The organism is Demequina litoralis, assembly GCF_030418455.1.
Classification (GTDB): Bacteria; Actinomycetota; Actinomycetes; order Actinomycetales; family Demequinaceae; genus Demequina; species Demequina litoralis.
In genome coordinates, this window is sequence record NZ_JAUHPW010000004.1 from 182,336 (window position 1) to 207,225 (window position 24,890).

Annotated in this window: 23 protein-coding genes and 1 tRNA gene; 15 read left to right on the forward strand and 9 right to left on the reverse strand. The window is 72.4% G+C overall.

The features are described from left to right. Positions 1-10: 10 nt before the first annotated feature. Positions 11-745, reverse strand: a complete 735-nt coding sequence (locus QQX09_RS06780; RefSeq protein WP_301132733.1) for a TSUP family transporter — start codon at positions 743-745, stop codon at positions 11-13. A 217-nt stretch (positions 746-962) separates the two neighbouring features. Between QQX09_RS06780 and QQX09_RS06785 the strand changes: the two genes are divergently transcribed. Then, positions 963-1,697 (forward strand): SDR family NAD(P)-dependent oxidoreductase, encoded by a 735-nt coding sequence (locus QQX09_RS06785; protein ID WP_301132735.1) that lies wholly within the window; start codon positions 963-965, stop codon positions 1,695-1,697. Positions 1,698-1,887: 190 nt separating this feature from the next. Continuing rightward, positions 1,888-2,841, forward strand: a complete 954-nt coding sequence (locus tag QQX09_RS06790; RefSeq protein WP_301132737.1) for an FKBP-type peptidyl-prolyl cis-trans isomerase — start codon at positions 1,888-1,890, stop codon at positions 2,839-2,841. Positions 2,842-2,902: 61 nt separating this feature from the next. Here the strand turns inward: QQX09_RS06790 and QQX09_RS06795 are convergent, their stop codons facing one another. Both QQX09_RS06795 and QQX09_RS06800 read right to left on the reverse strand, forming a co-directional pair. Then, the gene (locus QQX09_RS06795) at positions 2,903-4,114 is read right to left on the reverse strand and encodes an AI-2E family transporter (protein ID WP_301132739.1); all 1,212 of its coding nucleotides are present in this window, start codon (positions 4,112-4,114) and stop codon (positions 2,903-2,905) included. After that, positions 4,111-4,707 carry an HdeD family acid-resistance protein gene (locus QQX09_RS06800; protein ID WP_301132740.1) on the reverse strand — a complete coding sequence of 199 codons (597 nt, stop codon included), beginning with the start codon at positions 4,705-4,707 and terminating at the stop codon, positions 4,111-4,113. Before QQX09_RS06800 ends, QQX09_RS06795 begins: the two co-directional genes overlap by 4 nt. A gap of 199 nt (positions 4,708-4,906) precedes the next feature. Here QQX09_RS06800 and QQX09_RS06805 point away from each other — a divergent pair, with 199 nt between their 5' ends. After that, positions 4,907-5,350 carry an Lrp/AsnC family transcriptional regulator gene (locus QQX09_RS06805; RefSeq protein WP_301132742.1) on the forward strand — a complete coding sequence of 148 codons (444 nt, stop codon included), beginning with the start codon at positions 4,907-4,909 and terminating at the stop codon, positions 5,348-5,350. A 12-nt stretch (positions 5,351-5,362) separates the two neighbouring features. Here QQX09_RS06805 and QQX09_RS06810 read toward each other — a convergent pair whose 3' ends face one another. After that, positions 5,363-6,880 (reverse strand): dolichyl-phosphate-mannose--protein mannosyltransferase, encoded by a 1,518-nt coding sequence (locus QQX09_RS06810; protein WP_301132744.1) that lies wholly within the window; start codon positions 6,878-6,880, stop codon positions 5,363-5,365. Positions 6,881-6,944: 64 nt separating this feature from the next. Here QQX09_RS06810 and rsmI point away from each other — a divergent pair, with 64 nt between their 5' ends. The 7 genes from rsmI to QQX09_RS06845 all read left to right on the forward strand — a co-directional run bounded on the left by rsmI (position 6,945) and on the right by QQX09_RS06845 (position 14,062). Then, positions 6,945-7,784 (forward strand): 16S rRNA (cytidine(1402)-2'-O)-methyltransferase, encoded by an 840-nt coding sequence (rsmI, locus tag QQX09_RS06815; RefSeq protein ID WP_301132745.1) that lies wholly within the window; start codon positions 6,945-6,947, stop codon positions 7,782-7,784. Then, on the forward strand, positions 7,781-8,629 hold the full coding sequence (locus QQX09_RS06820; RefSeq protein ID WP_301132746.1) for a M15 family metallopeptidase: 849 nt from the start codon (positions 7,781-7,783) through the stop codon (positions 8,627-8,629). Before rsmI ends, QQX09_RS06820 begins: the two co-directional genes overlap by 4 nt. Positions 8,630-8,678: 49 nt before the next feature. Further along, on the forward strand, positions 8,679-10,466 hold the full coding sequence (metG, locus tag QQX09_RS06825) for a methionine--tRNA ligase (RefSeq protein WP_301132748.1): 1,788 nt from the start codon (positions 8,679-8,681) through the stop codon (positions 10,464-10,466). A 3-nt stretch (positions 10,467-10,469) separates the two neighbouring features. Further along, positions 10,470-11,318, forward strand: a complete 849-nt coding sequence (locus tag QQX09_RS06830; protein ID WP_301132749.1) for a TatD family hydrolase — start codon at positions 10,470-10,472, stop codon at positions 11,316-11,318. A gap of 124 nt (positions 11,319-11,442) precedes the next feature. Beyond that, on the forward strand, positions 11,443-12,267 hold the full coding sequence (locus QQX09_RS06835) for an aggregation-promoting factor C-terminal-like domain-containing protein (RefSeq protein WP_301132751.1): 825 nt from the start codon (positions 11,443-11,445) through the stop codon (positions 12,265-12,267). Between the two features lie 5 nt (positions 12,268-12,272). Further along, positions 12,273-13,130: a 16S rRNA (adenine(1518)-N(6)/adenine(1519)-N(6))-dimethyltransferase RsmA gene (gene rsmA, locus QQX09_RS06840; RefSeq protein WP_301132753.1), complete on the forward strand. Its 858-nt coding sequence runs from the start codon at positions 12,273-12,275 to the stop codon at positions 13,128-13,130. Continuing rightward, complete coding sequence (locus tag QQX09_RS06845; protein ID WP_301132754.1) at positions 13,127-14,062, forward strand: 4-(cytidine 5'-diphospho)-2-C-methyl-D-erythritol kinase; 936 nt, start codon at positions 13,127-13,129, stop codon at positions 14,060-14,062. Before rsmA ends, QQX09_RS06845 begins: the two co-directional genes overlap by 4 nt. Before the next feature lie 63 nt (positions 14,063-14,125). Here QQX09_RS06845 and mscL read toward each other — a convergent pair whose 3' ends face one another. Then, on the reverse strand, positions 14,126-14,551 hold the full coding sequence (gene mscL / locus QQX09_RS06850; RefSeq protein ID WP_301132755.1) for a large conductance mechanosensitive channel protein MscL: 426 nt from the start codon (positions 14,549-14,551) through the stop codon (positions 14,126-14,128). Between the two features lie 106 nt (positions 14,552-14,657). Continuing rightward, positions 14,658-15,254, reverse strand: a complete 597-nt coding sequence (locus QQX09_RS06855) for a TetR/AcrR family transcriptional regulator (RefSeq protein WP_301132950.1) — start codon at positions 15,252-15,254, stop codon at positions 14,658-14,660. A 109-nt stretch (positions 15,255-15,363) separates the two neighbouring features. On the opposite strand from QQX09_RS06855, the gene QQX09_RS06860 reads away from it, so the two are divergent. From QQX09_RS06860 to QQX09_RS06870, 3 genes are all read left to right on the forward strand, one after another. Continuing rightward, positions 15,364-15,435: transfer RNA gene (locus QQX09_RS06860), tRNA-Gln, on the forward strand. 243 nt (positions 15,436-15,678) lie between these two features. Further along, on the forward strand, positions 15,679-17,217 hold the full coding sequence (glmU, locus tag QQX09_RS06865; RefSeq protein ID WP_436969054.1) for a bifunctional UDP-N-acetylglucosamine diphosphorylase/glucosamine-1-phosphate N-acetyltransferase GlmU: 1,539 nt from the start codon (positions 15,679-15,681) through the stop codon (positions 17,215-17,217). Continuing rightward, positions 17,214-18,194: a ribose-phosphate diphosphokinase gene (locus tag QQX09_RS06870; protein ID WP_301132758.1), complete on the forward strand. Its 981-nt coding sequence runs from the start codon at positions 17,214-17,216 to the stop codon at positions 18,192-18,194. The genes glmU and QQX09_RS06870 overlap by 4 nt, the downstream gene beginning before the upstream one ends. Positions 18,195-18,272: 78 nt before the next feature. Here the strand turns inward: QQX09_RS06870 and QQX09_RS06875 are convergent, their stop codons facing one another. Together QQX09_RS06875 and QQX09_RS06880 are read right to left on the reverse strand one after the other, a co-directional pair. Further along, positions 18,273-19,586, reverse strand: coding sequence for a hypothetical protein (locus QQX09_RS06875; protein ID WP_301132760.1), 1,314 nt, complete (start codon positions 19,584-19,586; stop codon positions 18,273-18,275). Beyond that, positions 19,583-20,122, reverse strand: a complete 540-nt coding sequence (locus tag QQX09_RS06880; protein WP_301132762.1) for a sigma-70 family RNA polymerase sigma factor — start codon at positions 20,120-20,122, stop codon at positions 19,583-19,585. Before QQX09_RS06880 ends, QQX09_RS06875 begins: the two co-directional genes overlap by 4 nt. A 229-nt stretch (positions 20,123-20,351) precedes the next feature. On the opposite strand from QQX09_RS06880, the gene QQX09_RS06885 reads away from it, so the two are divergent. Together QQX09_RS06885 and QQX09_RS06890 are read left to right on the forward strand one after the other, a co-directional pair. After that, on the forward strand, positions 20,352-22,853 hold the full coding sequence (locus QQX09_RS06885) for a sodium-translocating pyrophosphatase (RefSeq protein WP_301132764.1): 2,502 nt from the start codon (positions 20,352-20,354) through the stop codon (positions 22,851-22,853). Continuing rightward, on the forward strand, positions 22,853-23,905 hold the full coding sequence (locus QQX09_RS06890) for a glycosyltransferase family protein (protein WP_301132765.1): 1,053 nt from the start codon (positions 22,853-22,855) through the stop codon (positions 23,903-23,905). Before QQX09_RS06885 ends, QQX09_RS06890 begins: the two co-directional genes overlap by 1 nt. 1 nt (position 23,906) lies before the next feature. Here the strand turns inward: QQX09_RS06890 and QQX09_RS06895 are convergent, their stop codons facing one another. Then, positions 23,907-24,836, reverse strand: coding sequence for a LacI family DNA-binding transcriptional regulator (locus tag QQX09_RS06895; protein ID WP_301132766.1), 930 nt, complete (start codon positions 24,834-24,836; stop codon positions 23,907-23,909). Positions 24,837-24,890: the final 54 nt, after the last annotated feature.

A 24,890-nucleotide genomic window follows, 5' to 3' on the forward strand; every position in this document is an offset into this window, starting at 1 on the left:
TGGGCGCGCCTCACGCGACGATCCCGCGTGCGGCGAGCACCGCGCCGGACACGAGCGACAGGATCAGCGCCGCCGTGCGCACCGCGCCGGCGGGGATCCGTCTCACGAGCGGGGCGGCCGCGACCGCGCCGACGATGACGGCGGGGGCGAGCGCGAGGCCGGCCAGCGCGTCGAGTCCGAGCGGACCCGCACCGGCCCTGCCCGCGGACAAGGATAGCGAGATCAGCGACAGCACCGACGTCACGGCGAAGTACGCGGACAGCGTCGCGCGCATCGTCCTCACCTCGTCCGGGCGGTAGACCACGGCCATCGGCGGGCCAGGCAGCGCCGCGATCGGGGTGAGCGCGCCGCCCAGGCCGCCGGCGACCGCCACGCTCGCCGGGGTCATCCGCGCGCGCCACGCCAGCAGGGACAGGGCCGATGCGGCGACCACCACCGCGCCGACCACCACCTGGGTCGCCGCGGCCGGGGTGACGTGGGCGATCAGCGTGCCGGCGACGATCCCGGGCACGGCGGCGACGGAGGCGCGCATGAGGTCGCCCCGGTGGAGCCAGCGGCGCTCGCTCCATGCGGCGACGATCATGACGACCACGGTGATCGCGAGGACCGCGCCGATGCCGAGCTGCGGCGCGACGAGCACGAGCAGGGGCACCGCGACGATGCCGAAGCCCATGCCGGTCGCCGACTGCACCACCGTCGCGAGCGCCACGACCGCGCCCGCGGCGAGCCAGGCCGCCGCCGTCATCCACGCCTCGTCATCATGTGCCGATACTGCTGGCTCCCGCGCGCGCGGGCCAGGTCCACCGGAGGCCGATCCCAGGGGCCAGCCGTTACGCCGGGGAAACACTGTGGCACCCGGTGCCCGGCGTCGACTGGCCCTGGCCCGCCGTGGTCCGGCCAGCCATAGTGGACCCAGGCCGCCGGGATCCCGGCAGGCATCCACACCAGAACGGAGAGCAGTAATGGCACAGCGGACGGCGGTCGTCACCGGAGCGAGCAGCGGGATCGGCGCGGCCAGCGCGCGCGCCCTCGCGGCCGACGGCTGGCACGTGATCCTCGGCGCCCGCCGCGTCGACCGCCTCGAGGCGCTCGCCGAGGAGATCGGCGGCACCGCGCTGCGCCTCGACGTCACCGACCAGGAGTCCGTGGACGCCTTCTGCGCCGCGATCGAGTCCTGCGACCTGCTGCTCAACAACGCGGGCGGCGCGCTCGGCACCTCGTCGATCGCCGAGGGCGACGTCGACGAGTGGCAGTGGATGTACGACGTCAACGTGCTCGGCACGCTGCGCGTCACGAAGGCGCTGCTGCCCCAGCTCGTCGCGTCGGGCGACGGCCAGGTCATCAACATCGGCTCGATCGCGGCGCGCGAGCCCTACAAGGGCGGCGGCGGCTACAACGCCGCCAAGCACGCGGTCGCGGCGATGACGCGCGTGCTGCGCATCGAGCTGCTCGGCCAGCCGGTCCGCGTCTCCGAGATCGACCCGGGCATGGTCGAGACCGAGTTCTCGCTCGTGCGCTTCGGAGGCGACGCCGAGAAGGCCGCCAAGGTCTACGAGGGCGTCACCCCGATGAGCGCCGAGGACATCGCGGACGCGGTCCGCTGGGTCGCCTCGCGCCCCAAGCACGTCAACATCGACCAGATCCTCATGCTCGCGACGGCGCAGACCTCGGCCCAGGTGGTCCACCGGGAGGCCTGAGCCCGGGGGAGGCTCACAGCGACCTCCCAGGATGGGCGAGTACCCTGGTCGGGTGCCCCGCGCGGGAGGTCACGGTCGCGTCAAGATGCGGTCGGGCCGGGAACCGTCGCGAGGGCCCATCGGTTACCGGGTCGACCCCCTGTCCCGCGCGCCGCCGCGATCGATGCGGACGACCCCCGTGAGGAGATCCATGAAGAAGAACGCACTGACTGCCGTCGTGCTCGGCTCGATCGCCGTGCTCGGCCTGGCCGCGTGCAGCCCCGCCTCGGAGTCGGACGCGTCGCCGTCCGCCTCGGCCGCCACCGACGCCGTCGCGGTCGACCCGGCCGCCGACGCCGCCGCGCTCGAGGCCATCGAGTGGGAGGAGGCGGACGGCGTCCCGGCGCTGACCTTCGACACCCCGCTGACCGTCACCGACATCGCCACGCGCCACGTCACCGACGGCGACGGCGAGGTCATCGAGGAGGGCCAGAACGTCACCCTCGACTACGTGGTCTACTCCGGCACGGACGCCTCGCAGATCTACTCGACGTTCGAGGCGGGCACGCCCGAGGTCGTCACCATGGCCGACGGCCAGGTCGTCGAGGACCTCTACGACGCGCTCATCGGCCAGAAGGTCGGCACCGACCTCCTCTACGTCTACCCCGACACCTCCTCCGAGGACGGCGCGGCGGTCGTCATGGCCGTCACCGCCTCGAGCGCGGTCACGCCGCTCGAGCGCGCCGAGGGCACCGCGGTCGAGCCGGCCGAGGACCTCCCGACCGTCACGCTCGACGACGACGGCATGCCGTCCATCGACTTCTCCGACGCGGGCAAGAAGCCCGAGGAGCTCGTGATCCAGCCCCTCATCGAGGGCGACGGCGCGAAGGTCCAGGAGGGCGACCAGATCACGGTGCACTACACCGGCTGGATCTGGAAGGGCGACCAGTTCGACTCCTCGTGGGACCGCGGCGCCGCGACGTCCTTCACCCTTGCGTCGGGCTCGCTCATCGACGGCTGGGTCGACGGCCTCGCGGGCCAGACGGTCGGCAGCCAGGTGCTCCTCGTCATCCCGCCGGACCTCGCGTACGGCGACCAGGAGTCGGACACCATCCCGGCGAACTCGACGCTGGTGTTCGTGGTGGACATCCTCGCCGCGAGCTGACGCTCGACTCACGCACGAAGGCCCCCGCCGCGGCGGGGGCCTTCGTCGTCTGCGGCTGCGGTCAGTCGTCGGCGGCGTCCTTGGCGGAGGACGATGCGCGGGCGGGCTCGGCCGCGGGGCTCGCCTCGTCGATCGGGATGACGTCGTAGGTGCGCCCCGAGTTCTTGACGATCGCGGTGATGAGCGCCGCCACCGGCAGCGCCATGAACGCGCCCAGCGGGCCGGCGATCGCACCGCCCGCGAGCGCCCCGCCGAAGGCGACCGCGCCGTTGAGCTCCATCGTCTGCGACGAGAAGCGCGGGCTCAGCCAGTAGTTCTCCGCCTGCTGGTACACGAGCACCCATGCGAGCAGGATGAGCGCGGGCACGAGGCCCTGCACCGCGAGCACGATGATGATGGGCAGCGCGGCGCCGATGTACGTGCCGATGAACGGGATGAACTCCGACACGAAGCCCATGAACAGCGCGAGCGGGATCGCGTAGACGAGCGGCAGCCCCACGAGGAGCATCACCACGAAGCCGAGGCCGCCGCACACGCCCATGAGCAGCAGGCGCGAGTAGAAGTAGCCGCCGGTCTGCTCGATCGAGGTGTCCGCGATCCACGCGAAGGTGCGCTGGCGGGCCGGGGGCATGCGCGACATGAGGGCCCGCATGATCTGCGGCCACTGGGCGGCGATGTAGAACGCGAAGGTCGCCACCGTGAAGAGGTCGAAGATCAGCCCGATGCCCGAGGTCACGATGCCGAGCACCTCGTCCGCCCACGTCGCGACGACGTCGGAGAAGCTCGTGAGCGCATCGTCCGTCGCCGTCGTGTCGATCGGCAGCCCGAGGACGTCCCGGCTCCACTCGCTCAGGGCGGAGGTCCAGCCGGGCAGGTTGTCGTGGACCGCGTCCGCGAAGCGTGCGATCGCGGGGATGAGGACCGCGACCATGAACACGACGAGCAGCACGGCCGCGAGGTACATGAGGCCGACCGCGGCGCCACGCCGCATCCCGTAGCGGCGGTGCAGGCCGGTGACCCCCGGCAGCATCGCGAGGGCGATGAAGAGCGACAGCACGAGGATGCCGAGGAGATGACGCATCTGGAACGCGATCCACAGCCCCAGCATGACCGTGAGGACCACGCCGACCGTCCGCCACAGCGCGCGGCGCACCACCGAGTCGATCCACAGCGGCGCGGGCTCCTCCGCACGCATCGCGGCCTGCTCGGCGGCCGCGCGGGCGACCTCCTCCGGCAGCTCCTCCGTGTCGGGCGCCGGCGAGTCGGCCGTCACAGCTCCGCCTCCGCGTGGCGGCCGAACGTGAAGGCGCGCACGATGCCGACGATGCCGAGCACGACGAAGACGAACGCGGCGATCCACACGAGCACCGTGGCGGTGATCGCGGGTGCGCCGAGCACGACCGCGCCGGCGATGATGCTGATGATGCCGTACGCGATCGCCCAGCCGCGCGAGCGCGCCTTCCCGGACTCGACCAGCACCATGATGCCGTCGATGATCCAGCCGATGCCGATCGCGATCGCGACCACGAGCAGCAGCACCGCCGCCGAGGCCTCGAGGTTGCGCAGCGTGATGACGCCGGCGAGCAGCATGAGCACGCCCATGATGATCGCCAGCGCCCGCAGGCCGCCGGAGAGGGCCGAGCCGAGCACGCCCATCGCGATGCGGGCGACGCCCGCGACGGCGAAGTAGATGCCGATGAGCACCGCGCCCACGCTCAGCGTGTGGCCCGGCCACACCATCAGCGCGATGCCCACGCCGAGCGCGACGACGCCCAGCACGGCGAACATCACCCGCACCGCCGTGATCGCGCGTGCGGTGAGCTCGCGCGCGTCCATCTCGAACCCGATGTTCCTGGTCTCCTGCATGAGAGCTCCTCTCGCGGCCGCGCCTCCGCGTGGCGGCTGGTCTCACGCTACCGCCGCCGACGCGCGCCGCGAGGGAATCCCCGCGGGGCGCCCGGACGCCGGTGCTGACGATGTAATGGTGAGGCTTTTGTGCACATTGCGCGCCTTGCGTGCGAGAATGGTCGCTCGGATGCAGGTTGCTTGCGAGGGGGGAGTAGGCATGTCGCTCGACGACCTGGACCGACGCATCATCGCGGAGCTGCGGCTGGACGGCCGCGCGAGCTATGCGGAGATGGGCGCGCGCATCGGCCTGTCGCCGTCGGCGGTGAAACGTCGAGTCGATCGGATGGTGGCCGACGGCGCCATCCAGGGCTTCCACGTCCGCCTCGACCCCGAGCTCGACGGCGCGGGCACCGAGGCGTACGTCGAGGTGTTCTGCACGGGCACCGTCGCGCCGGACGAGCTCCGGCGCATCCTCAAGGCGATCCCCAACGTGGTCGAGGCCTTCACCGTGACGGGCCAGGCGGACGCGATCGTCCGCCTGCGCGCCTCCACGATGACGGATCTCGAGGCCGCGCTCGAGCACGTGCGGCTCGCCCCGCAGGTGGACAAGACCCGCAGCGCGATCATCCTGTCGCGGCTCATCGAGCACCGCGACGGCTGACCGGGGGCGGGCTCAGATCCAGCTGGGCAGCCACATGTGTGCCTGCCAGTACCGGAACGGGATGGGCGTGCCCACCCACAGCGGCATGAAGAGGCCGGATACCAGCAGGATCGCGGCGAGGATGCAGCCGACCGCGATGGTGCCCCGCCGCGACCAGCCGCCGTCGAGGTCCTCGGGCTGCGCGATGCGCCTCAGCGCCCAGACGAGCGTGAGCACCATGAACGGCATGAACGCCACCGAGTAGAAGGTGAAGATGGTGCGGTAGGCGTACGGCAGCCACGGCACCCAGCCGGCGAGCACGCCCGCGGACACCGACAGCGCGAGGACGTCGCCGCGCCGCACCACGCGCCACAGCGCCCACACGAGCGCCGCGGTCGCCAGCCACCACAGCAGCGGGTTGCCCAGCGCGTGGATCGCGCTCACGCAGCGCTCGGCGCCGCAGTCCGCGTCCGGGGCGTCCTCGAAGTAGAACGCGGTGGGGCGCCACTGCACGAGCCACAGCCACGGGTTGGACATGTAGTTGTGCTCGGTGGTCAGCCCGGTGTGGAAGTCCCACATCTGCAGGTGGTAGTGGAGCAGCGAGTTGAGCGCGTCCGGCAGCCAGGTCGCCCCCTCGCCCGGATGCTCCGCGGCCCACTGCCGGTCGTACGAGCCGTCGGTGAGGAACCAGTTGGCCCACGTCGCCACGTACACGACCGGCACGATGACGAGCGTCGCGAGGCCCGCGGGCACCGCTCGCGCGAAGGCCCCGGCGAACCACCGCTCGCATCCGAGGTCGCGGCGCGCGAGCGCGTCCCACACGACCGACAGCACGAGCAGCACGGCGGCGAAGTAGAAGCCGGACCACTTCACCGAGCCCGCGAGGGCGAAGGCCAGGATCGCCGCCAGCCGCCACCACCGCACCCCGGTGCGCGGCCCGAGGCCGGGCACGGGCGCGTCCGGCCACAGGCGCAGCTCGGCGCGGGTGCGCGCGACGCCGTCCTCGAGGATCCGCCGGGTGCGGTCGCGGTCGACCACGAGCAGCCAGAAGCCGAGCGCGACGAAGAACGCGAGGTAGCCGTCGAGGATCGCGGTGCGCGACAGCACGATCGCCTGCCCGTCGACCGCGACCAGCACGCCCGCGACGCCGCCCCACAGGGTGGACCGGAAGAGGCGTCGGCCGGCGAGGGCGACGAGCACCGCGGTGAGCGCGCCGAGCACCGCCCCGATGACGCGCCAGCCGAACGGGTCGTTGCCGAAGAGCTGGATGCCGAGCGCGATGAGCAGCTTGCCCACCATCGGGTGCACCACGTAGTCGCCGTCGGTGGTGAGGCCCGAGGTGTCGCCCGACACGAAGGCCTGGTCGTCCCCGGTCCAGTCGCCCTCGTAGCCCAGCTCGGTGATCGAGTAGCCGCCGCGCGCGTAGAACACCTCGTCGAACACGAGCGCGTGGGGATCCGCGAGCGACGCGAGGCGCAGGATCGCCGCGAGGAGGCCCACGCCGACGGCCATGAGGGTGGTGCGCCAGCGCCACAGCGTCGCGAGATTCACACGCGAAGCCTAGCCGCGCGCCACGCCGGTCCGGCCGCGCCGCGGCGTGTGCGACCCTGGGGGCATGACCGGACGGATCGTGCTCGCCGCGACGCCCATCGGGAACGTCGGCGACGCGTCCGAGAGGCTGCGCGACGCGTTGGCGACCGCGGACGTGGTCGCCGCCGAGGACACCCGCCGTCTGCGGGACCTCGCGGGCCGGCTCGGGATCCGGATCCAGGGCGAGACCGTCGCGCACCACGACCACAACGAGGGCGACTCCGCCGCCGCCCTCGTCGAGCGCGCCGCGGCGGGCGACACCGTCGTCGTGGTGTCCGATGCGGGCATGCCGGCCGTGTCCGACCCGGGCTTCCGCGTGGTCGAGGCGGCCGCCGCGGCCGGCGTCGACGTCACCGTGCTGCCGGGCCCGTCCGCGGCGCTCGCCGCGCTCGCGCTGTCGGGCCTGCCCACCGACCGCTTCGCCTTCGAGGGCTTCCTGCCCCGCAAGCCGGGGGAGCGGGCCACCCGGCTGGCCTCGCTCGCGACCGAGGAGCGCACGCTCGTCTTCTTCGAGGCGCCGCACCGGCTGGCCGCGACGCTCGCGGCGATGGCCGAGGCGTGGGGCGGCGACCGCCGCGCATCCGTGTCGCGCGAGCTCACCAAGACCTACGAGGAGACCCGCCGCGGCCCGCTCGCGGAGCTCGCGGCGTGGGCCGAGGAGAAGGAGCCGCGCGGCGAGATCGTCGTGACGGTGGAGGGCCGCGCGGCGGAGGCGCCCGGCGTGCCGGCGCTCGTCGACGAGGTGCTCGCCAGGGTTGCCGCGGGGGAGCGGGCCAAGTCCGCGGTCGCGGACGTCGCGTCGACAGCAGGGGTCCCCAGCCGCGAGCTCTACGCCGCGGTCCTGGCGGCGCGGTCCGCCGAGTGAGCGCGGCGTCGCCGCGTCGCCGGCGCCGCCTGGTCCACGCCGCGGTCGTCGCCGCCTCGTGCTTCGGGCTCGGCATCGGGGCGGGCGCGCTGCTCCCGCCCGCCGACGACTGGCTCGCGCTCGCGGGCGCCTCCGATGCGACGGCCGCCGCCCCGACGCCGACGGCCTCCGCGACGCCCGTGCCCGGCGCATCGTCCCTCGCTGCCATCACCGCCGACCCGCAGGCGACCGCGGTGCGCACCCCCGAGGTGGAGGTGACCGCGCCGGACGTCGACGACCCCGACTCGCTCACCGTGGTGGTCAACAAGCAGCGCCCGCTCGATCCGCTCGACCACGTGCCCGACGACCTGGTCACGGTCGAGGGCATCCCCAACGGCGTGACGATGCGCGCCGAGGCCGCCGCGGCGATGACCGCGCTGCACGAGGCCGCCGTCGAGGCCGGCGCGGGCTTCTCGATCTCCACCGCCTACCGGGCCTACGGGACGCAGTCCTCCCTCTATGCGGGCTACGTCCGCTCGCGCGGGCAGGACGGCGCGGACCGGTTCTCGGCGCGACCCGGCTACTCCGAGCATCAGACGGGGCTCGCGGCGGACGTGAGCAACGGCGTGTGCACGCTGCAGGCCTGCTTCGCGACCACCGCGGCGGGGCAGTACCTCGCCGCGCACGCGTGGGAGCACGGCTACATCGTCCGCTATCCCGCGGGCTCGGACGCCGTCACCGGGTACATCTACGAGCCCTGGCACCTGCGCTACGTCGGAGCCGAGGTCGCCGCCGCGATGCACGACGGCGGGATCGCGACGCTCGAGGAGTACTTCGGGCTCGACCCCGCGCCCGACTACCGGTAGGGGGCAGGGCCAGGAGGACGACCCCACCGCGAACACTAGGATGGACGCCATGTCACGCATCCTGTCCGCGGTCGCCTGGCCGTACGCCAACGGCCCCCGCCACATCGGTCACGTCGCCGGGTTCGGCGTCCCCTCGGACGTCTTCAGCCGCTACATGCGCCTCGCCGGCAACGACGTCCTCATGGTGTCGGGCACCGACGAGCACGGCACCCCGATCCTCGTGCAGGCCGAGGGCGAGGGCGTGAGCCCGCAGGAGCTCGCGGACCGCTACAACCGCGTGATCGTCGAGGACCTCACCCAGCTGGGCCTGTCCTACGACCTCTTCACCCGCACCACCACCGGCAACCACTACGCCGTCGCGCAGGCCATGTTCAAGGCCGTGCACGCGAACGGCTACATGCTGTCGGAGACCACCCGTGGCGCCATCTCGCCGTCGACCGGCCGCACGCTGCCCGACCGCTACATCGAGGGCACCTGCCCCATCTGCGGCTACGACGGCGCGCGCGGCGACCAGTGCGACAACTGCGGCAACCAGCTCGACGCGATCGACCTCAAGAACCCGGTGTCCCGCATCAACGGCGAGACCCCCAAGTTCGTCGAGACCGAGCACTTCTTCCTCGACCTGCCGGCGCTCGTGCAGCCGCTCACCGACTGGCTCGGCTCGCGCCAGGGCTGGCGTCCCAACGTCATGAACTTCTCCAAGAACCTGCTCGTCGACGTGCGTCCGCGCGCGATGACCCGCGACATCGACTGGGGTATCCCGGTGCCGCTCGAGGGGTGGGAGGACAACCCTGCCAAGCGCCTCTACGTGTGGTTCGACGCGGTCATCGGCTACCTCAGCGCCTCGATCGAGTGGGCGCGCCGCTCGGGCGACCCGGACGCGTGGCGCCAGTGGTGGAACGACCCGGCTGCCCTGTCGTACTACTTCATGGGCAAGGACAACATCACCTTCCACTCGCAGATCTGGCCCGGCGAGCTCATCGCCGCCAACGGTCGCGGCGCGCGCGGCGGCTCGCTCAGCGAGTTCGGCGACCTCCAGCTGCCCACCGAGGTGGTCTCGAGCGAGTTCCTCACCATGGAGTCCGCCAAGTTCTCCTCGTCGCGCGGCCACGTCATCTACGTGCGCGACATGCTGTCGCGCTACCAGCCCGACGCGCTGCGCTACTTCATCGCGGTCGCGGGCCCCGAGACGTCGGACGCGGACTTCACGTGGGCGGAGTTCAAGCGCCGCAACAACGACGAGCTGGTCGCCGGCTGGGGCAACCTGGTCAACCGCACCGCGTCGCTGCTGCACAAGAACGTGGGCGAGATCCCCGCGCTGGGCGAGCTGGCCGACATCGACCGCGCCGCGCTCGCGGCCTCCGAGGCCGCCTTCACCACGGTGGGCGAGCACATCCGCACGCAGCGCCAGCGCGCCGCGATCAGCGAGACGATGCGCGTGATCGGCGACGCGAACAAGTACCTTGCCGACACCGCGCCGTGGAAGCTCAAGAACGAGGACCCCGAGCGCATGCGCACCGTCCTCGCGGTCGCGGCCCAGCTGGTCTCCGACGCCAACACGATGATGTCGCCGTTCCTGCCGCACTCCGCGCAGAAGGTGCACGAGGCGCTCGGCGGCACCGGCGTGCTCGCGCCCATGCCGCAGATGAACGAGGTCGCCGATCTCGACCTCGCGGACCGCCACTACCCGGTCATCCAGGGCGACTACGCGTCCGTGGGCGGCTGGGCGCGCACCGACCTGGTGGCCGGCACGGCCGTCCCGGCCCCGTCGCCGATCTTCCAGAAGCTCGACGACGAGATGGTCGAGGCGGAGCTCGAGCGGATGGCGGACGAGTAGCCGATGCGCGCCGGAGCCTGGCCGACCGCGCCGGAGGCGCTGCCGGTCGCCGTGGTGGACAACCACTGCCACCTCGAGTTCCCGGCAGGGGAGCCCGAGCTGACGGTCGAGCGGCGGCTCGCGGACGCGGCCGCCGTCGGCGTGGACCGGGTGGTCCAGATCGGCTGCGAGCTCGACTCGGCGCGGTGGACGGCCGATGCGGTCGACCGCTACCCGACGATGCTCGGCGGGGTGGCGCTCCACCCCAACGAGGCGCCGCTGCACGCGGCTGGCACCCACGACAGCGGGCTCTCCTACGACGACGCGCTCGCCGAGATCGCGGCGCTCGCGCGCCACGACCGCATCCGGGTGATCGGCGAGACCGGGCTGGACTACTTCCGCACCTCCGAGGAGGGCAGGGAAGCGCAGGTGCGGTCGTTCCGCGACCACATCGCGCTCGCGAAGGAGCTGGGGCTGCCGCTGCAGATCCACGACCGGGACGCCCACGCGGACGTGCTCGACGTGCTCGAGCGCGACGGCGCGCCCGACGTCACGGTGTTCCACTGCTTCTCCGGAGACGCCGCGATGGCGCGCCTGTGCGCCCACCGCGGCTACTACCTCTCGTTCGCCGGGACCGTGACCTTCAAGAACGCCGAGGGCCTGCGCGCCGCGCTCGCCGTGACACCCCTGTCGCAGGTGCTCGTCGAGACCGACGCGCCCTTCCTCACACCGCACCCGCACCGGGGCGCGCCCAACGCCCCGTACCTCGTCCCGCTGACGATGCGGACCGTCGCGAGCGTCCTCGACGTCGATCTGGCCCTCGCCTGCGAGACCGTCTCCTCAACGTCGGAAAACCTGTACGGCCCCTGGTAGATGGCGGTGTGTGGGGAATCCCACAGACCCCTTGACTCAAGCCGGGTTGGACATCGTCGTTATCAATATGAGACAAAAGTCGTCAGTGAAGCGCGGCCGACCGGTCGCGAGACGAGAGGACCACGTGAGCTATCGACGTTCCAACCCGATGCCTGGCGGGCGCCGTGAGCGCCGCGCCGAGCGCGGCGTGCGGACCCGCGTGCTGACGCAGGTCGGCCTCGGAGTCGCCGTCGCATCGTTCGCCGTCGGCTCGATCGCCGCCGCCGCCGTGCCCGCCCTCACCGACGAGCAGCCCGCCGCCACCCAGGCGGACCTCGCCGCCCTGCCCGAGATCGCCACCCAGAAGTCCGACGGTGCCGTCGTCAAGACGGAGACCAAGGAGGTCGCGATCAAGCCCGGCTCGGTGAAGCAGGACGACCCGGACCTCGAGAAGGGCACCGAGGAGGTCGTGACCGAGGGCGAGCCCGGCTCGCGGGTCATCACCTACGACGTCACCTACGTGGACGGCGAGGAGGTCTCGCGCGTCGAGACCCTCACCCTCACGGTCGAGCAGCCCACCGACGAGGTCATCGCGGTCGGCACCAAGGAGGAGACCGAGGAGGCCACCGCGTCGACCTCCGTCCCCGCCACATCGTCCGTCTCGCCCGGCACCGCCCGTGCGCTCGGCCAGCAGATGGCCGCGAGCATGTACGGCTGGACCGGCTCCGAGTGGTCGTGCCTCGACGCGCTGTGGCAGCGCGAGTCCGGCTGGAACCCGAACGCGCATAACCCGTACTCGGGCGCGCACGGCATCCCGCAGGCGCTGCCCGGCTCCAAGATGGCGACCGCCGGCGCGGACTGGGCGACCAACCCCGCGACGCAGATCACCTGGGGCCTGGGCTACATCAGCGGCCGCTACGGCACCCCGTGCTCCGCGTGGGGCCACTCCGAGTCCGTGGGCTGGTACTGACGCCGGTGGCGCACCTCCTGGGTCCCACCGACATCCGCCACCTCGCGCAGTCGCTCGACACCGCTCCCCACAAGAAGTGGGGTCAGAACTTCGTCGTCGACGCCGGCACGGTGCGCCGCATCGCGCGCCTGTCGGGCGTGGGGCCGGGCGACCGCGTCGTCGAGGTGGGTCCCGGGCTCGGCTCGCTCACGCTCGCGCTGCTCGAGACGGGCGCGGACGTCACCGCCGTCGAGATCGACCCGGTGCTCGCCGGCGCGCTGCCCGCCACCGTGGCGGAGCGCGCTCCGGAGGACGCCGACCGCTTCGACGTGATCCACCAGGACGCGCTCAAGGTCGACGCGCTGCCGTCGCCGCCGAAGGCGCTCGTCGCCAACCTGCCGTACAACGTCTCGGTGCCGGTGATCCTGCACTTCCTCGAGATCTTCCCGACCCTCGAGCGGGTGCTCGTCATGGTCCAGGCCGAGGTCGCCGACCGGCTCGCCGCGCCCCCGGGCTCGCGCACCTACGGTGTGCCGTCCGCGAAGGCGGCCTGGTACTGCGCGGTCCGGCGCGCGGGCGACGTGGGCCGCGCCGTGTTCTGGCCCGTGCCGCGCGTCGACAGCCGCCTCGTGCTGATGGAGCGGCGCGAGCCGCCCGCCACGACCGCCTCCCGCCAGGAGGTCTTCGCGGTGGTCGACGCCGCGTTCGCGCAGAGGCGCAAGGCCCTGCGGGGCGCGCTTTCCGGCATCGCCGGCTCGGCCGCGGCGGCCGAGGCCGCGCTGCGTCAGGCGGGCATCGAGCCGCTCACCCGCGGCGAGCAGCTCACCATCGAGGACTTCTCAGCCATCGCCGAGGCCCTCGCCTCTGGCAGTCTGGGGTCATGACCCGCACCGTCCGCGCGAAGGCGCCTGCGAAGGTGAACCTTCAGCTCACCGTGGGCCCGCGCCGCGCGGACGGCTACCACCCGCTCGTCACGGTGTTCCAGGCGCTGGACCTGTGGGAGGTCGTGGAGGCCACCCCGCGCACCGACGGCCGCATCACGCTCGCGGTCGACGTCGCGGCGGGCTCGCCCATCGACGCCTCGCGCGTCCCCCTCGACGAGACCAACCTCGCGTGGAAGGCCGCCGACCTGCTCGCCCGCACGTTCGGCATCGCGGACGGCGTGGACCTGCGCATCGTCAAGGGCGTCCCGGTCGCCGGCGGCATGGCGGGCGGCTCGGCGGACGCCGCGGCCGCGCTCGTCGCGTGCGCCGAGGCGTGGGACACCGGCGCCACGCGCGGCGAGCTCACCGCGCTCGCCGCGCGCCTGGGTGCGGACGTCCCGTTCAGCCTGCACGGGCACACCGCCGTCGGCATGGGCCGCGGAGACGAGCTCACCCCCGCGATGTCCCACGGGGAGTTCCACTGGGTGCTCGCGACGCAGCGGGCCGGGCTGTCCACCCCGGACGTGTTCGCGGAGTACGACCGCCGCATCGAGTCCGGCGAGCAGGCCGTCTCGGACCTCGACATCGACGGGCCGATCATGCGCGCGCTCATGGCGGGCGACGCCGTCGCGCTCGGCGAGTCGCTCCTCAACGACCTCGAGGGGCCCGCGCTCGCCCTCATGCCGCGCCTCGAGGAGGTCCTCGACGCGGCCGAGGCGGCCGAGGCCTGCGGGGCGATCGTGTCCGGTTCCGGCCCGACCGTCGCCGCCCTCGCGCGCTCGCGTCAGCACGCCCTCGCGATCGCGGCGCACCTCAAGGCGTCGAAGACGTGCGACGCGGTGGTGACCGCGTCGGGCCCCGCGACGGGCACGCTGCTCCTCGATTCCCAATGACGAGGGTGACGCATGTGACGGGTGGGATCGGCCCGCCGCCGCATCGTCCCCCGGCAGTCCTGCTTAGACGCCCGGCTTCTCCCTGAGCGCGTCGCGGATCTCGGTGAGCAGCTCGACCTCGGTGGGGGAGACGGGCTCGTCGGGCGCGGGCTCGCCGGCCTTGCGACGCTCAGCCAGCCTGTTGAGCGGCATCACGATCACGAAGTAGATCGCCGCCGCGATGATGAGGAAGTTGATGATCGCGGTGAGGAAGGCGCCGATGCTGAGCACCGCATCGTCCGCCGTGTCGCCCGGCGTGCCGCCGTTGTTGAGGGTCCACACCCACACGTCGGACAGGTCCGGCTTGCCGAAGATCGCCGCGATGAGCGGGTTGATGACGTTGTCCACGAGCGACGTCACCACCGCGGTGAACGCCGCGCCGATGATGATGCCGACCGCGAGGTCGATGACGTTGCCCCGCGTGATGAAGTCCTTGAAGCCCTTGAGCATGGCTGTCCCTCCCCTGAGACGCTGAGGACGCCCCCACGGGCGCCCTTCCGCACACTACGACGCGGCGGGCCGCGCCGGCATTCCCAGGGACGATGCGCGGGTGGCGTCAGTCGGAGGGCAGGTCCGGGCGACGCTCGAGGGAGGACAGGCCGTTCCACGCGAGGTTGACGAGGTGCGCGGCGACCACCTGCTTGGCAGGCTCGCGCACCTCCGCCCAGTGCTGGCCGGCGAGCGCGACCATGCCGACGAGCATCTGCGAGTACACGGGCGCGACCGCGGGGTCGAGGCCGCGCTTGCGGAACTGGTCGCCCAGCAGTCCCTCGACCTGCGCGGAGACGTCGCCGAGCAGCGAGGAGAACGTGCCGGAGGCCTGCGCGACCGGCGAGTCGCGGGCGAGGATGCGGAAGCCGTCGGGGGAGTCCTCGATGTAGCCGAGCAGCGCGAGCGCGGCGCGCTCGACGAGCTGGCGGGGGTGCGCCCTCTGCGCGAGGGCGCCGGTAAGGGCGCCCAGGAGGGCCTCGACCTCGCGGTCGACGATGACGGCGTACATGCCCTCCTTGCCGCCGAAGTGCTCGTAGACCACGGGCTTGGAGACGTCGGCGCGGGACGCGATCTCCTCGACCGACGTGCCCTCGAAGCCCTTCTCGGCGAACAGCGCGCGGCCCACCGTGAGCAGCTGCTCACGACGCTCGCGGGCGGTCATGCGGGAGCGCGGGCTACGGCGGGGTTCGAGGGTCACAGGCTCAAGTGTGCCGCGAATCCTGGCAGACTTGACGCCCGGGCGCGGCGCGCCGGAACGGCCGCCGCCCCGATCCGCCCTGGTGTAACGGCAGCATGCGGGCCTTTGGAGCCCTGCGGTAGAGGTTCGAATCCTCTGGGCGGAGCCGCCTCCCCGGCGATTGCCAATGACACATGTGACTGGTGGGACGTGACTGGTGGGACGCCCATCGTCCCGCCCGGCCGGCCCCCTTCACGCCTGTTCACATGCGTCACATGTGTCATTGGCAGTCGGGCACATCAGGCCGTTCACCGAACGTTAGACTTGGCGAGTCCAAGCTTCATGCCCCCTGACCGGGGTGCGCCACGTGTGAGGAGAACCGGTGACCCCGACCCCACCCGCAGCCGTGATGATCCTGGCCGCAGGGGCGGGTACGCGCATGAGGTCCGCGACGCCGAAGGTGCTCCACCGCATCGCCGGCCGCTCGCTCGTCGCGCACGCGCTCGCCGCCGCAGCCGAGCTCGACCCCGGACGCACCGTCGTCGTCGTCCGTCACGAGCGCGAGGCCGTCGCCTCCCACATCGCGGACGTCGCGCCGCACGCGCTCATCGCGGACCAGGACGCCGTCCCCGGCACCGGCAGCGCCGTCCGCTGCGGGCTGTCGACCCTCGACGCGACCACCGTCGCGGCCGCCGTCGCGGCAGGAGCGATCGGCGACCGCGCCGTGCTCGACAACCAGGTCCAGGGCTCGGTCGTCGTCACCAGCGGCGACGTGCCGCTCGTCGACGGCGCCCTCCTCGGCGCGCTCGTCGCCGCGCACGAGGAGCAGGGCAACGCCGTCACCGTGCTCACCGCCGAGGTGCCGGACGCGACCGGCTACGGCCGCATCGTCCGCGGCACCGACGGCGCTGTGCTGCGCATCGTCGAGCACAAGGACGCCCCCGCGGAGGTCCGCGCGATCCGCGAGATCAACGCCGGCATCTACGTCTTCGACGCGGCCGGCCTGCGCGACGCGCTCGCACACCTCACCACCGACAACGCGCAGGGCGAGCTGTACCTCACCGACGTGCTCGCCCTCGCCCGCGAGGCCGGCGGCCGCGTGGGTGCGCTCGTCGCGCCCGACGCCTCCGCCGTCGAGGGCGTCAACGACCGCGTCCAGCTCGCCGCGGCGGGAGGGGCGCTCAACCGCCGCATCGTCGAGGGCTGGATGCGCGCGGGCGTGACCGTCGTCGACCCGGCCACCACGTGGATCGACGCGGACGTCGAGCTCGAGGCCGATGCGACCGTCCTGCCCGGGACCCAGCTCCACGGCGCGACCTACGTCGCCGCCGGCGCCACCGTGGGCCCCGACACCACGCTCACCGATGTCGAGGTGGGCGAGGGCGCCACCGTCACGCGCGTGCACGGCTCGCTCGCGAAGATCGGCCCCGGCGCGACCGTGGGCCCGTTCACCTACCTCCGTCCCGGCACGGTGCTCGGCAAGAAGGGCAAGATCGGCGCCTTCGTCGAGACCAAGAACGCGACCATCGGCGCGCACTCGAAGGTGCCGCACCTCAGCTACGTGGGGGACGCCATCGTCGGCGAGCACTCCAACGTGGGCGCGGGGTCCATCTTCGTCAACTACGACGGCGTGACGAAGTCGAGCTCGCACGTGGGCGACCACGTGCGCATCGGCTCCGACAACACGCTGATCGCGCCCGTCGAGATCGGCGACGGCGCCTACACGGGCGCCGGCGCGATCATCCGTCACGACGTGCCCGCGGGAGCGCTCGCGCTCAACGCGGTCTCGCAGCAGGTGGTCGAGGGGTGGGTCGAGCGTCGTCGCCCGGGCACGCCCTCCGCCGCCGCTGCACGTGCTGCACAGGACGCAGACGACTCCCGCGGTCTATCGTCGGGGGCACAGGAGGAGCGCGCGGCCGCGGCCGCCGACCACAAGGGAGAAGCATGAATGCCGTGATCTCGAACCCGAGCGAGCGCCGTCTCGTCCTCGCGGGGGGCCGGGCGCACCCGGAGCTCGCCGAGGCGGTCGCGAAGAACCTCGGGATCGACCTCCTGCCGACCACCGCGTACACCTTCGCCAACGGCGAGCTGTACGTGCGCTTCGGGGAGTCGGTGCGCGGCGCGGACGCGTTCGTCCTGCAGTCGCACGCGGCGCCCATCAACGAGGCGATCATGGAGCAGCTCATCATGGTCGACGCGATGAAGCGCGCCTCGGCCAAGCGCATCACCGTGATCATCCCGAGCTACGGCTACGCGCGCCAGGACAAGAAGCACAAGGGCCGCGAGCCGATCTCGGCGCGCCTCATGGCGGACCTGTTCAAGACCGCCGGCGCCGACCGCGTCATGTCGGTCGACCTGCACACCGCGCAGATCCAGGGCTTCTTCGACGGCCCCGTCGACCACCTGTGGGCGATGCCGATGCTCGCGGACTACGTCAAGAGCCGCACGTCGCCGGGCAACCTCACCATCGTGTCGCCGGACGCCGGCCGCGTGCGCCTCGCCGACCAGTGGTCGGACCACCTGGGCGCCCCGCTCGCGATCATCCACAAGCGCCGCGACCCCTCGGTCCCCAACCAGGTCAAGGTCCACGAGCTCGTCGGTGAGGTCGAGGGCCGCACCTGTGTGCTCGTCGACGACATGATCGACACCGGCGGCACCATCGTCCAGGCCGCCGAGGCGCTGTTCGAGAACGGCGCCAAGGACGTCATCGTCGCGTCGACGCACGGCCTGCTCTCGGGCCCGGCCGTCGACCGCCTCTCGAAGTCGGGCGTCTCCGAGGTCATCATCACGGACACGCTGCCGATCTCCGAGGAGAAGCAGTTCGACAAGCTCACGATCCTGTCGATCGCGCCCCTCATCGCGCGCGCGGTCCGCGAGGTCTTCGACGACGGCTCGGTCACGTCGCTGTTCGACGGCGGCGTCTGAGCCCTCCCGGCTTCACGCCTCACGCGGACGGGGCCCGCGCATCAGGACGATGCGCGGGCCCCGTCGTCGTGGTCGCGGCTAGCAGCCCAGCCTGACGGAGTAGTCCTGGCGGATCTCGATCCACCAGCCTGAGCCGTCCGCCGCGGGGGCGCCCACGATCGCGGGTGCCGAGGCGTACTCGTCGAGCGACACGCCCTCGACCCGAGCCGGGTAGTACTCGCCCAGGCCCTCGTAGTAGGGGCCGGTCAGCGGGTTGTCCGCGGTCGCGCGGTGAACGGCGAGGTCGCCGTAGAGCGTGGTCTCGACCCAGTCCGCCGGGTCCTCGTCGATGCCGAGGGCCGCCCAGTCGAGGTCGGGGCCGCAGAACCGGTCCTGGAGCTCCACGTAGACCGGCACATCGTTGGACACGAATCCGTACTCGTCGTACTCCGCGACGGCGCGGAGCGCGGCCTGGGTGCCGACGGGGTCGGCCCACAGCGGCATCAGCGGGCCGAAGGGGAGCTCGAGCGCGTACGCGACCGCGACCACCCTGCCGCCGCTGGCCACTGCCCAGGAGGTGGCACCGTCATCCTCGGTCACGGTGCCGCTCCCGCTGTCCACCACACGGACCGCGTGGGAGGAGCCGAATGCGGCTACCCGCTCGACGTCCAGCTCCGTGCAGCCGTCGCACAGGAGGTTCAGCTGGTCCGTACCCATGCCGTAGGCGTAGTTCGCGTGGTCGCGGAGGTCCAGCTCGATGCCGTCGGCGCTGGTCCAGGTGGCGGGAAGTGCGAGGGAGTCGTAGTAGGTGTCGGCTGCGGCCAGGTCGGTCCAGCCCTCGCTCGCGGCGGGATCGTGCGGGAACGGCGAGACGACCTCGGACATCTCACCGTCCGCGGCGACCTCGACCATGATGAACCCCCCGAACGAGCCGCCGGCGAGGATGGTCGCCCCGGCGCGCGTCCCGACCTCCCACCATGCTGCGTCCCCCTGCAAGCCGTCCGGCGCGTCGACCGCGACGGGCTCGTCGAGCCAGACCTCGCCGGTCGCGGGGTGCTCGGCCCGGTAGTAGGCCTCGCCGTCGCTCATGCCGGGGTTGCGGCCCTCGTACGAGACGGGCTCGGGCGATGGCGTCGCCGACGCGGACGCCTCGGGCGTCGGCGACGCCGACACCGACGGCGAGGGCGTGATCGCCGGCGCGACGTCGGGCTGGCCGGGCGTGAGCAGCAGCCACGCGCCCGCGGCGAGCACGGTCACGGTGGCGAGGGAGCTGGAGCCCATCACGATCGCGCGCCCGCGGCGGTGAGAGCGGACGGAGCGCACGGCGGCGGTCTCGTCGAACTCGGGGGCGTGGCGCAGGGACGCGGCCATGTCGTGGTGACGCTGGTGGAGGATGTCGCGCAGCTCGTTCATCGTGCGCTCCTCTCGGTCGTGGTGGCTGTCTCGGTCTCGACGTCCCGGTAGCCGGTGCCGAGGTAGGCGTTCATGGTCCTGAGGCCGTCGGAGACGTACCTCTTGACGGCGCCTTCCGACAGGCCCAGGGTGTGGGCGGTCTCGCGCACGGACAGGTCCTCGAGGTGGCGCAGCACCACGCAGGCCCTCACCCGGGGCGGCAGCTGGGCCAGCGCATCGTCCACCGTGTGGGAGGCGACGATGCGGTCGGTGGGGTCGGGCAGGATCTCGCCGGCGGCGTAGCGGCGCATCCGTTCGCGGTCGGCCTTGTCCTTGCGCAGCGAGTCGATGTACTTCGTGGCGATCGCGCGGCGCACGTACTGCTCGGCCTGGGCGAGGGTGTCGAAGCGGCGGGTCCTGGAGAACACCGCGACCACGGCGTCCTGCACGAGGTCGTCCGCGCGCGTAGGCCCGGCGAGTATCGTCGCGAACGCGAGCAGCCGGCCCATGCGCTGGCTCGCGAGCTCGTGGAGCATCGGCTCCCACGTGACAGTCATCGTCCTGTACCCCCAGTCATGACCCCACAACGAGGCCACGCCTCGAAAGGTTGGGCGCGAGTCTGCCAGGGCTCCCGCGCATCGTCCGCCTCCGCACGCCCGCGTGTGCGGGAACTCACACCCGCACCGCATCGTCCCGCGCCTAGGCCCAAGGTCACCCGCGACCGCCACCCGCTCGCCCTAGCCTGCGAGGAGGTCCCCCAAGAACCGGCATCTTCCAGGGGTACGAATGTTCCAAAGGCGGAACCTGTCCACTGTCGCGCGCGCTGGCCTCATCGGCGCCGGCGCGCTCGCACTGTCCGGCTGCGGCGGCCACATCGACGGCGGGGAGGCGAGCCTCGAGCTGCCGGACCTGTCGGGCGTCACGGTCGGCGGAGGCCTCTCGGGGACAGCGCTCCTCATGGTCGGTCTGCTGGTGACGGTGCTCGGCCTCGTCTTCGGCGTGGCGGTGCTGCGGCAGATCCGCAGCCTCCCGGTGCACCGCTCGATGCGTGAGGTGTCCGAGCTCATCTACGCGACCTCGAAGGCGTACCTGATCCAGCAGGGCAAGTTCCTGCTGGCGCTGTGGGGCGTCATCGCCGCGGTGATCGTCCTCTACTACGGCGTGCTCGTCGGGTTCTCGTGGGGGCGCGTGGCGGTGGTGATCGCGTTCAGCCTCATCGGCATGGCGGGCTCGTACTCGGTGGCCTGGTTCGGCATCCGCGTCAACACGTACGCGAACTCACGCACGTCGTTCGCGGCGCTCGAGGGCAGGCCGCTGCCGGTCCACCGGATCCCGCTCAAGGCGGGCATGAGCATCGGCATGGTGCTCATCAGCCTCGAGCTGCTGATGATGCTGGTGATCCTGCTCTTCCTGCCGCGCGACATCGCGGGCGCGTGCTTCATCGGCTTCGCGATCGGCGAGTCGCTCGGCGCCGCGGCCCTGCGCATCGCCGGCGGCATCTTCACCAAGATCGCGGACATCGGCTCCGACCTCATGAAGATCGCCTTCAAGATCAAGGAGGACGACGCTCGCAACCCGGGCGTCATCGCCGACTGCACCGGCGACAACGCCGGCGACTCGGTGGGCCCCTCCGCGGACGGCTTCGAGACGTACGGCGTCACCGGCGTCGCGCTCGTCACCTTCCTGCTGCTCGCGGTCCACGACCCGGGCCTCCAGGCGACGCTGCTGGTGTGGATCTTCGCGGTCCGCGCGGTCATGCTCATCGCCTCGGCGCTGTCCTATGTGGCGAACGATGCGTGGGCCCGGCGCCGCTACCGCGACGCCGACCGCATGAACTTCGAGAGCCCGCTCACCTCGCTCGTGTGGCTCACCTCGGCGGTGTCGATCGCCGCGACCTACCTCAGCGCGGCGTGGCTCATCGGCGACCTCGGCGACGGCCTGTGGTGGAAGCTCGCGACCATCATCAGCTGCGGCACGCTCGCGGGTGCGCTCATCCCCGAGCTGGTCAAGGTGTTCACCTCGACCACCAGCCGCCACGTGCGCGAGGTGGTGAAGAGCTCGCGCGAGGGCGGCCCGTCGCTCAACATCCTGTCCGGCCTGGTCGCGGGCAACTTCTCCGGCTACTGGCTCGGCATCGCGATCGTCGCGCTCATGGGCGCCGCGTACCTGATCTCCGGGATGGGGCTCGACGAGGTCATGCTCGCGCCCGCGGTCTTCGCGTTCGGCCTGGTCGCCTTCGGCTTCCTCGGCATGGGCCCGGTCACCATCGCGGTCGACTCGTACGGCCCGGTCACCGACAATGCGCAGAGCGTCTACGAGCTGTCCGTCATCGAGGAGCTCGAGGGCATCGACGCCGAGATCGAGGAGGGCTTCGGCTTCGCGCCGCGCTGGGAGAGCGCCAAGCGCATGCTGGAGGAGAACGACGGCGCGGGCAACACGTTCAAGGCGACGGCGAAGCCGGTGCTCATCGGCACGGCGGTGGTGGGGGCGACGACCATGATCTTCTCGATCATCATCGCGCTCACCGACGGCCTCACCACCGGCATCGAGAACCTCTCGCTCATCCACCCGCCGTTCCTGCTGGGCCTCATCGCGGGCGGCGCGACCATCTACTGGTTCACGGGCGCCTCGATCCAGGCGGTCACCACCGGCTCGTACCGGGCGGTCGAGTACATCAAGGACACCATCCGGCTCGACGGCGAGACCAAGGCCTCCACCGAGGACTCGCGTCGCGTGGTCGAGATCTGCACGCAGTACGCGCAGCAGGGCATGCTCAACATCTTCCTCGCGGTGTTCTTCGCGACCCTGGCCTTCGCGTTCGTGGAGCCGTACTTCTTCATCGGCTACCTCATCTCGATCGCGCTCTTCGGCCTCTACCAGGCGATCTTCATGGCGAACGCCGGAGGCGCGTGGGACAACGCCAAGAAGATCGTCGAGGTCGACCTGCACGCGAAGGGCACGGCGCTGCACGACGCCACCATCGTGGGCGACACCGTCGGCGACCCCTACAAGGACACCTCGTCGGTGGCGCTCAACCCGGTCATCAAGTTCACGACGCTGTTCGGCCTGCTCGCGGTCGAGCTCGCCGTCGGGCTGGCCGAGCAGGGCAGCCACGCGCTGGTCTACTCGCTCGCGGCCGGCTTCTTCGTGGTCTCGGCGTTCTTCGTCCACCGGTCCTTCTACGGCATGCGGATCAGGGCCTCGCTCGAGGCCGAGCCCGAGGGGGCGGAGCCGGTGCCCGTGCCCGAGGCCCCGGCCCCCGCGCGCGCGGCGGAGCGGATCGGCTGATGCACCCGATCGCGATCGTCCACGACGGCCTCACCGTCGTGGACGGTCGCGTCGCGGGGCACGATGCGGGGGCGACCCTGGTGCGGCGCCTCCAGCGGCTGTTCCCCGGGTCGGCGCTCGTGGGGTCGCGCGCCCAGCGCGCCGACGGCTTCGACGTGGTCCCGCTCGAGCTCGTCGACCCGCGCGGGACCGTGGTGGTGAACATGGACGTGGTGAGCTCGCCCATGGTGTGGCGCACGCTCGCCGCGAGCGGTGCGGAGCCGCGGATCATGAACTTCGTGTGGTGGAACACCTCGCAGTTCACGCGGCCGGTCGAGCGCGCCTCGCTCGCGCTGTCGTGCGCGCTGTTCCCCACGTTCGCCAACTCGCAGCGTACGGCGACCGAGGTCCGCGAGATCGTCTTCGCGCTCACCGTGCCGCAGCTCGCGGAGCGCGCGCGGATCGAGTGGTCGAACCTGGGGATCCGGCTCGACCACGTGCAGCCGCGCGAGGAGCCGGCCGTGCCGGTGGTGCTGTACCCGGCCATCCGGCTGTCCGAGCGCAAGCAGCCCCAGCTGTTCCTCGACGTCGTCGAGCGTGTGCGGCGGCGGACGCCCATCCGGGTCGAGATGAGGCTCGAGGAGTCGCACCTCATCTCCGAGCGGGCGATCCGGCTGTCGCGCAAGGACTGGGCCTGGGTGGGGCCGCTCACCGCGACGCGCGAGGACTACTACTACCGCCTCGCCCGCACCACGGCCTTCCTCGCGACGGCACGGGACGAGTCCTACGGCCTCGAGTACGTCGAGGCGATGGTGGCCGGCGCGGTGGGCGTGTTCCCCGACCGGCCGTGGGCGCGGGCGCTGCTGCCCGACGGCTACCCGCTGCTCTACGTCGACGCTGCCGAGGCCGAGGAGCACCTGCTGCGGGCCGTCACGGACCCTGCGGGCTGCCGCCGCGAGCTCGATGCGGTGGCCGGCGGCGACTTCGTCGCGTGGTTGCGCGGACGCCACGACGACACGCAGTTCGAGGACCGCTTCGCCACCGCGGTCCGCCGGTGGTTCCCCGACGGGTGAGTCAGGCGGAGCCGCGCACCACCACGCGGACGCGCGGCACGTCGGCGGGGTCGGGCGCGAGCCCGAGGGCGAGCCGTCCGGCCCGGCGCCCGTAGGCGGCGGCGTCGATCTCGACGGTGGTGAGGCCCGGGTCCCAGAGCCCCGCGGCCTCGGTGGCGTCGAAGCCCATGACCGCGAGGTCGCGCGGCGCCTCGAGGCCGCATCGGCGCATCGCCGCGAGCACCGCCAGGGCCGTCGCGTCGTCGAACGCGGCCACCGCCGTGATGCCGGGGTGGGATCCCCGCAACGCGACGAGCGCCGCCGCAGCCGCGGCGGCCTCGGCCGCCACCGGCAGCACGACGGTGCCGACCCGCGCGTCGCGGGCGACCGCGGCGAGCTGGTCGGCGCGACGCTGCACGAGGGGTGCGGCCTCCTCGCCGGGCTCGGCGGGCAGCGCGATCGCCACGCCGCGATGGCCGGCGTCCAGGAGGTGCCGCATCTGCACGGCCGCGTGGGCCTGCAGGCCATCGGCCCAACCGCCGTCCTCGTGCTCGCCCGCGCCCGACGCGTAGAGGCCCGCGAGGTCGACGACCGCGCGCGGCACGATCGCGCGCACGGCCCGCTCGAGGTCGTCGCGGCCCGCCGAGTGCACGAGCAGGCTGTGGTCGTGGGCGGCGAGCTCCAGCCCGAGGCCCTGGGTGAACGCCTCGAGCGACGGACCGTGGGGGAGGCCGGCGGTGTCGAGCAGGACGATGCGCGCCGCGCCCTCGCGCAGCGCGCGGGCGACGCCGTGGGGCGCGTAGCCGAGACGCTCCGCCGCCTCCCGCACCCGCGCGCGGGTCGCCTCCGGGATGGTCTGCCCGGGAGCGTCGTTGAGCACGAAGCTCACGAGCGAGGGCGAGACCCCCGCGGCGGCGGCGACGTCCCGCATCGTCGCGCGTGCTGTCTCCATCGCGTGCCCCTCCCCGGACCTTGGTCCTATGCTAGCCAGTGCAACTAAATCGAA

Excerpts from the sequence above, each read along its gene's own strand:
- QQX09_RS06780 (WP_301132733.1), bottom strand. The coding sequence starts at position 745 with ATGACGGCGGCGGCCTGGCTCGCCGCGGGCGCGGTCGTGGCGCTCGCG.
- QQX09_RS06785 (WP_301132735.1), top strand. The coding sequence starts at position 963 with ATGGCACAGCGGACGGCGGTCGTCACCGGAGCGAGCAGCGGGATCGGC.
- QQX09_RS06790 (WP_301132737.1), top strand. The coding sequence starts at position 1,888 with ATGAAGAAGAACGCACTGACTGCCGTCGTGCTCGGCTCGATCGCCGTG.
- QQX09_RS06800 (WP_301132740.1), bottom strand. The coding sequence starts at position 4,707 with ATGCAGGAGACCAGGAACATCGGGTTCGAGATGGACGCGCGCGAGCTC.
- QQX09_RS06805 (WP_301132742.1), top strand. The coding sequence starts at position 4,907 with ATGTCGCTCGACGACCTGGACCGACGCATCATCGCGGAGCTGCGGCTG.
- rsmI (WP_301132745.1), top strand. The coding sequence starts at position 6,945 with ATGACCGGACGGATCGTGCTCGCCGCGACGCCCATCGGGAACGTCGGC.
- metG (WP_301132748.1), top strand. The coding sequence starts at position 8,679 with ATGTCACGCATCCTGTCCGCGGTCGCCTGGCCGTACGCCAACGGCCCC.
- QQX09_RS06830 (WP_301132749.1), top strand. The coding sequence starts at position 10,470 with ATGCGCGCCGGAGCCTGGCCGACCGCGCCGGAGGCGCTGCCGGTCGCC.
- QQX09_RS06845 (WP_301132754.1), top strand. The coding sequence starts at position 13,127 with ATGACCCGCACCGTCCGCGCGAAGGCGCCTGCGAAGGTGAACCTTCAG.
- mscL (WP_301132755.1), bottom strand. The coding sequence starts at position 14,551 with ATGCTCAAGGGCTTCAAGGACTTCATCACGCGGGGCAACGTCATCGAC.
- QQX09_RS06855 (WP_301132950.1), bottom strand. The coding sequence starts at position 15,254 with ATGACCGCCCGCGAGCGTCGTGAGCAGCTGCTCACGGTGGGCCGCGCG.
- glmU (WP_436969054.1), top strand. The coding sequence starts at position 15,679 with ATGATCCTGGCCGCAGGGGCGGGTACGCGCATGAGGTCCGCGACGCCG.
- QQX09_RS06870 (WP_301132758.1), top strand. The coding sequence starts at position 17,214 with ATGAATGCCGTGATCTCGAACCCGAGCGAGCGCCGTCTCGTCCTCGCG.
- QQX09_RS06875 (WP_301132760.1), bottom strand. The coding sequence starts at position 19,586 with ATGAACGAGCTGCGCGACATCCTCCACCAGCGTCACCACGACATGGCC.
- QQX09_RS06880 (WP_301132762.1), bottom strand. The coding sequence starts at position 20,122 with ATGACTGTCACGTGGGAGCCGATGCTCCACGAGCTCGCGAGCCAGCGC.
- QQX09_RS06885 (WP_301132764.1), top strand. The coding sequence starts at position 20,352 with ATGTTCCAAAGGCGGAACCTGTCCACTGTCGCGCGCGCTGGCCTCATC.
- QQX09_RS06890 (WP_301132765.1), top strand. The coding sequence starts at position 22,853 with ATGCACCCGATCGCGATCGTCCACGACGGCCTCACCGTCGTGGACGGT.
- QQX09_RS06895 (WP_301132766.1), bottom strand. The coding sequence starts at position 24,836 with ATGGAGACAGCACGCGCGACGATGCGGGACGTCGCCGCCGCCGCGGGG.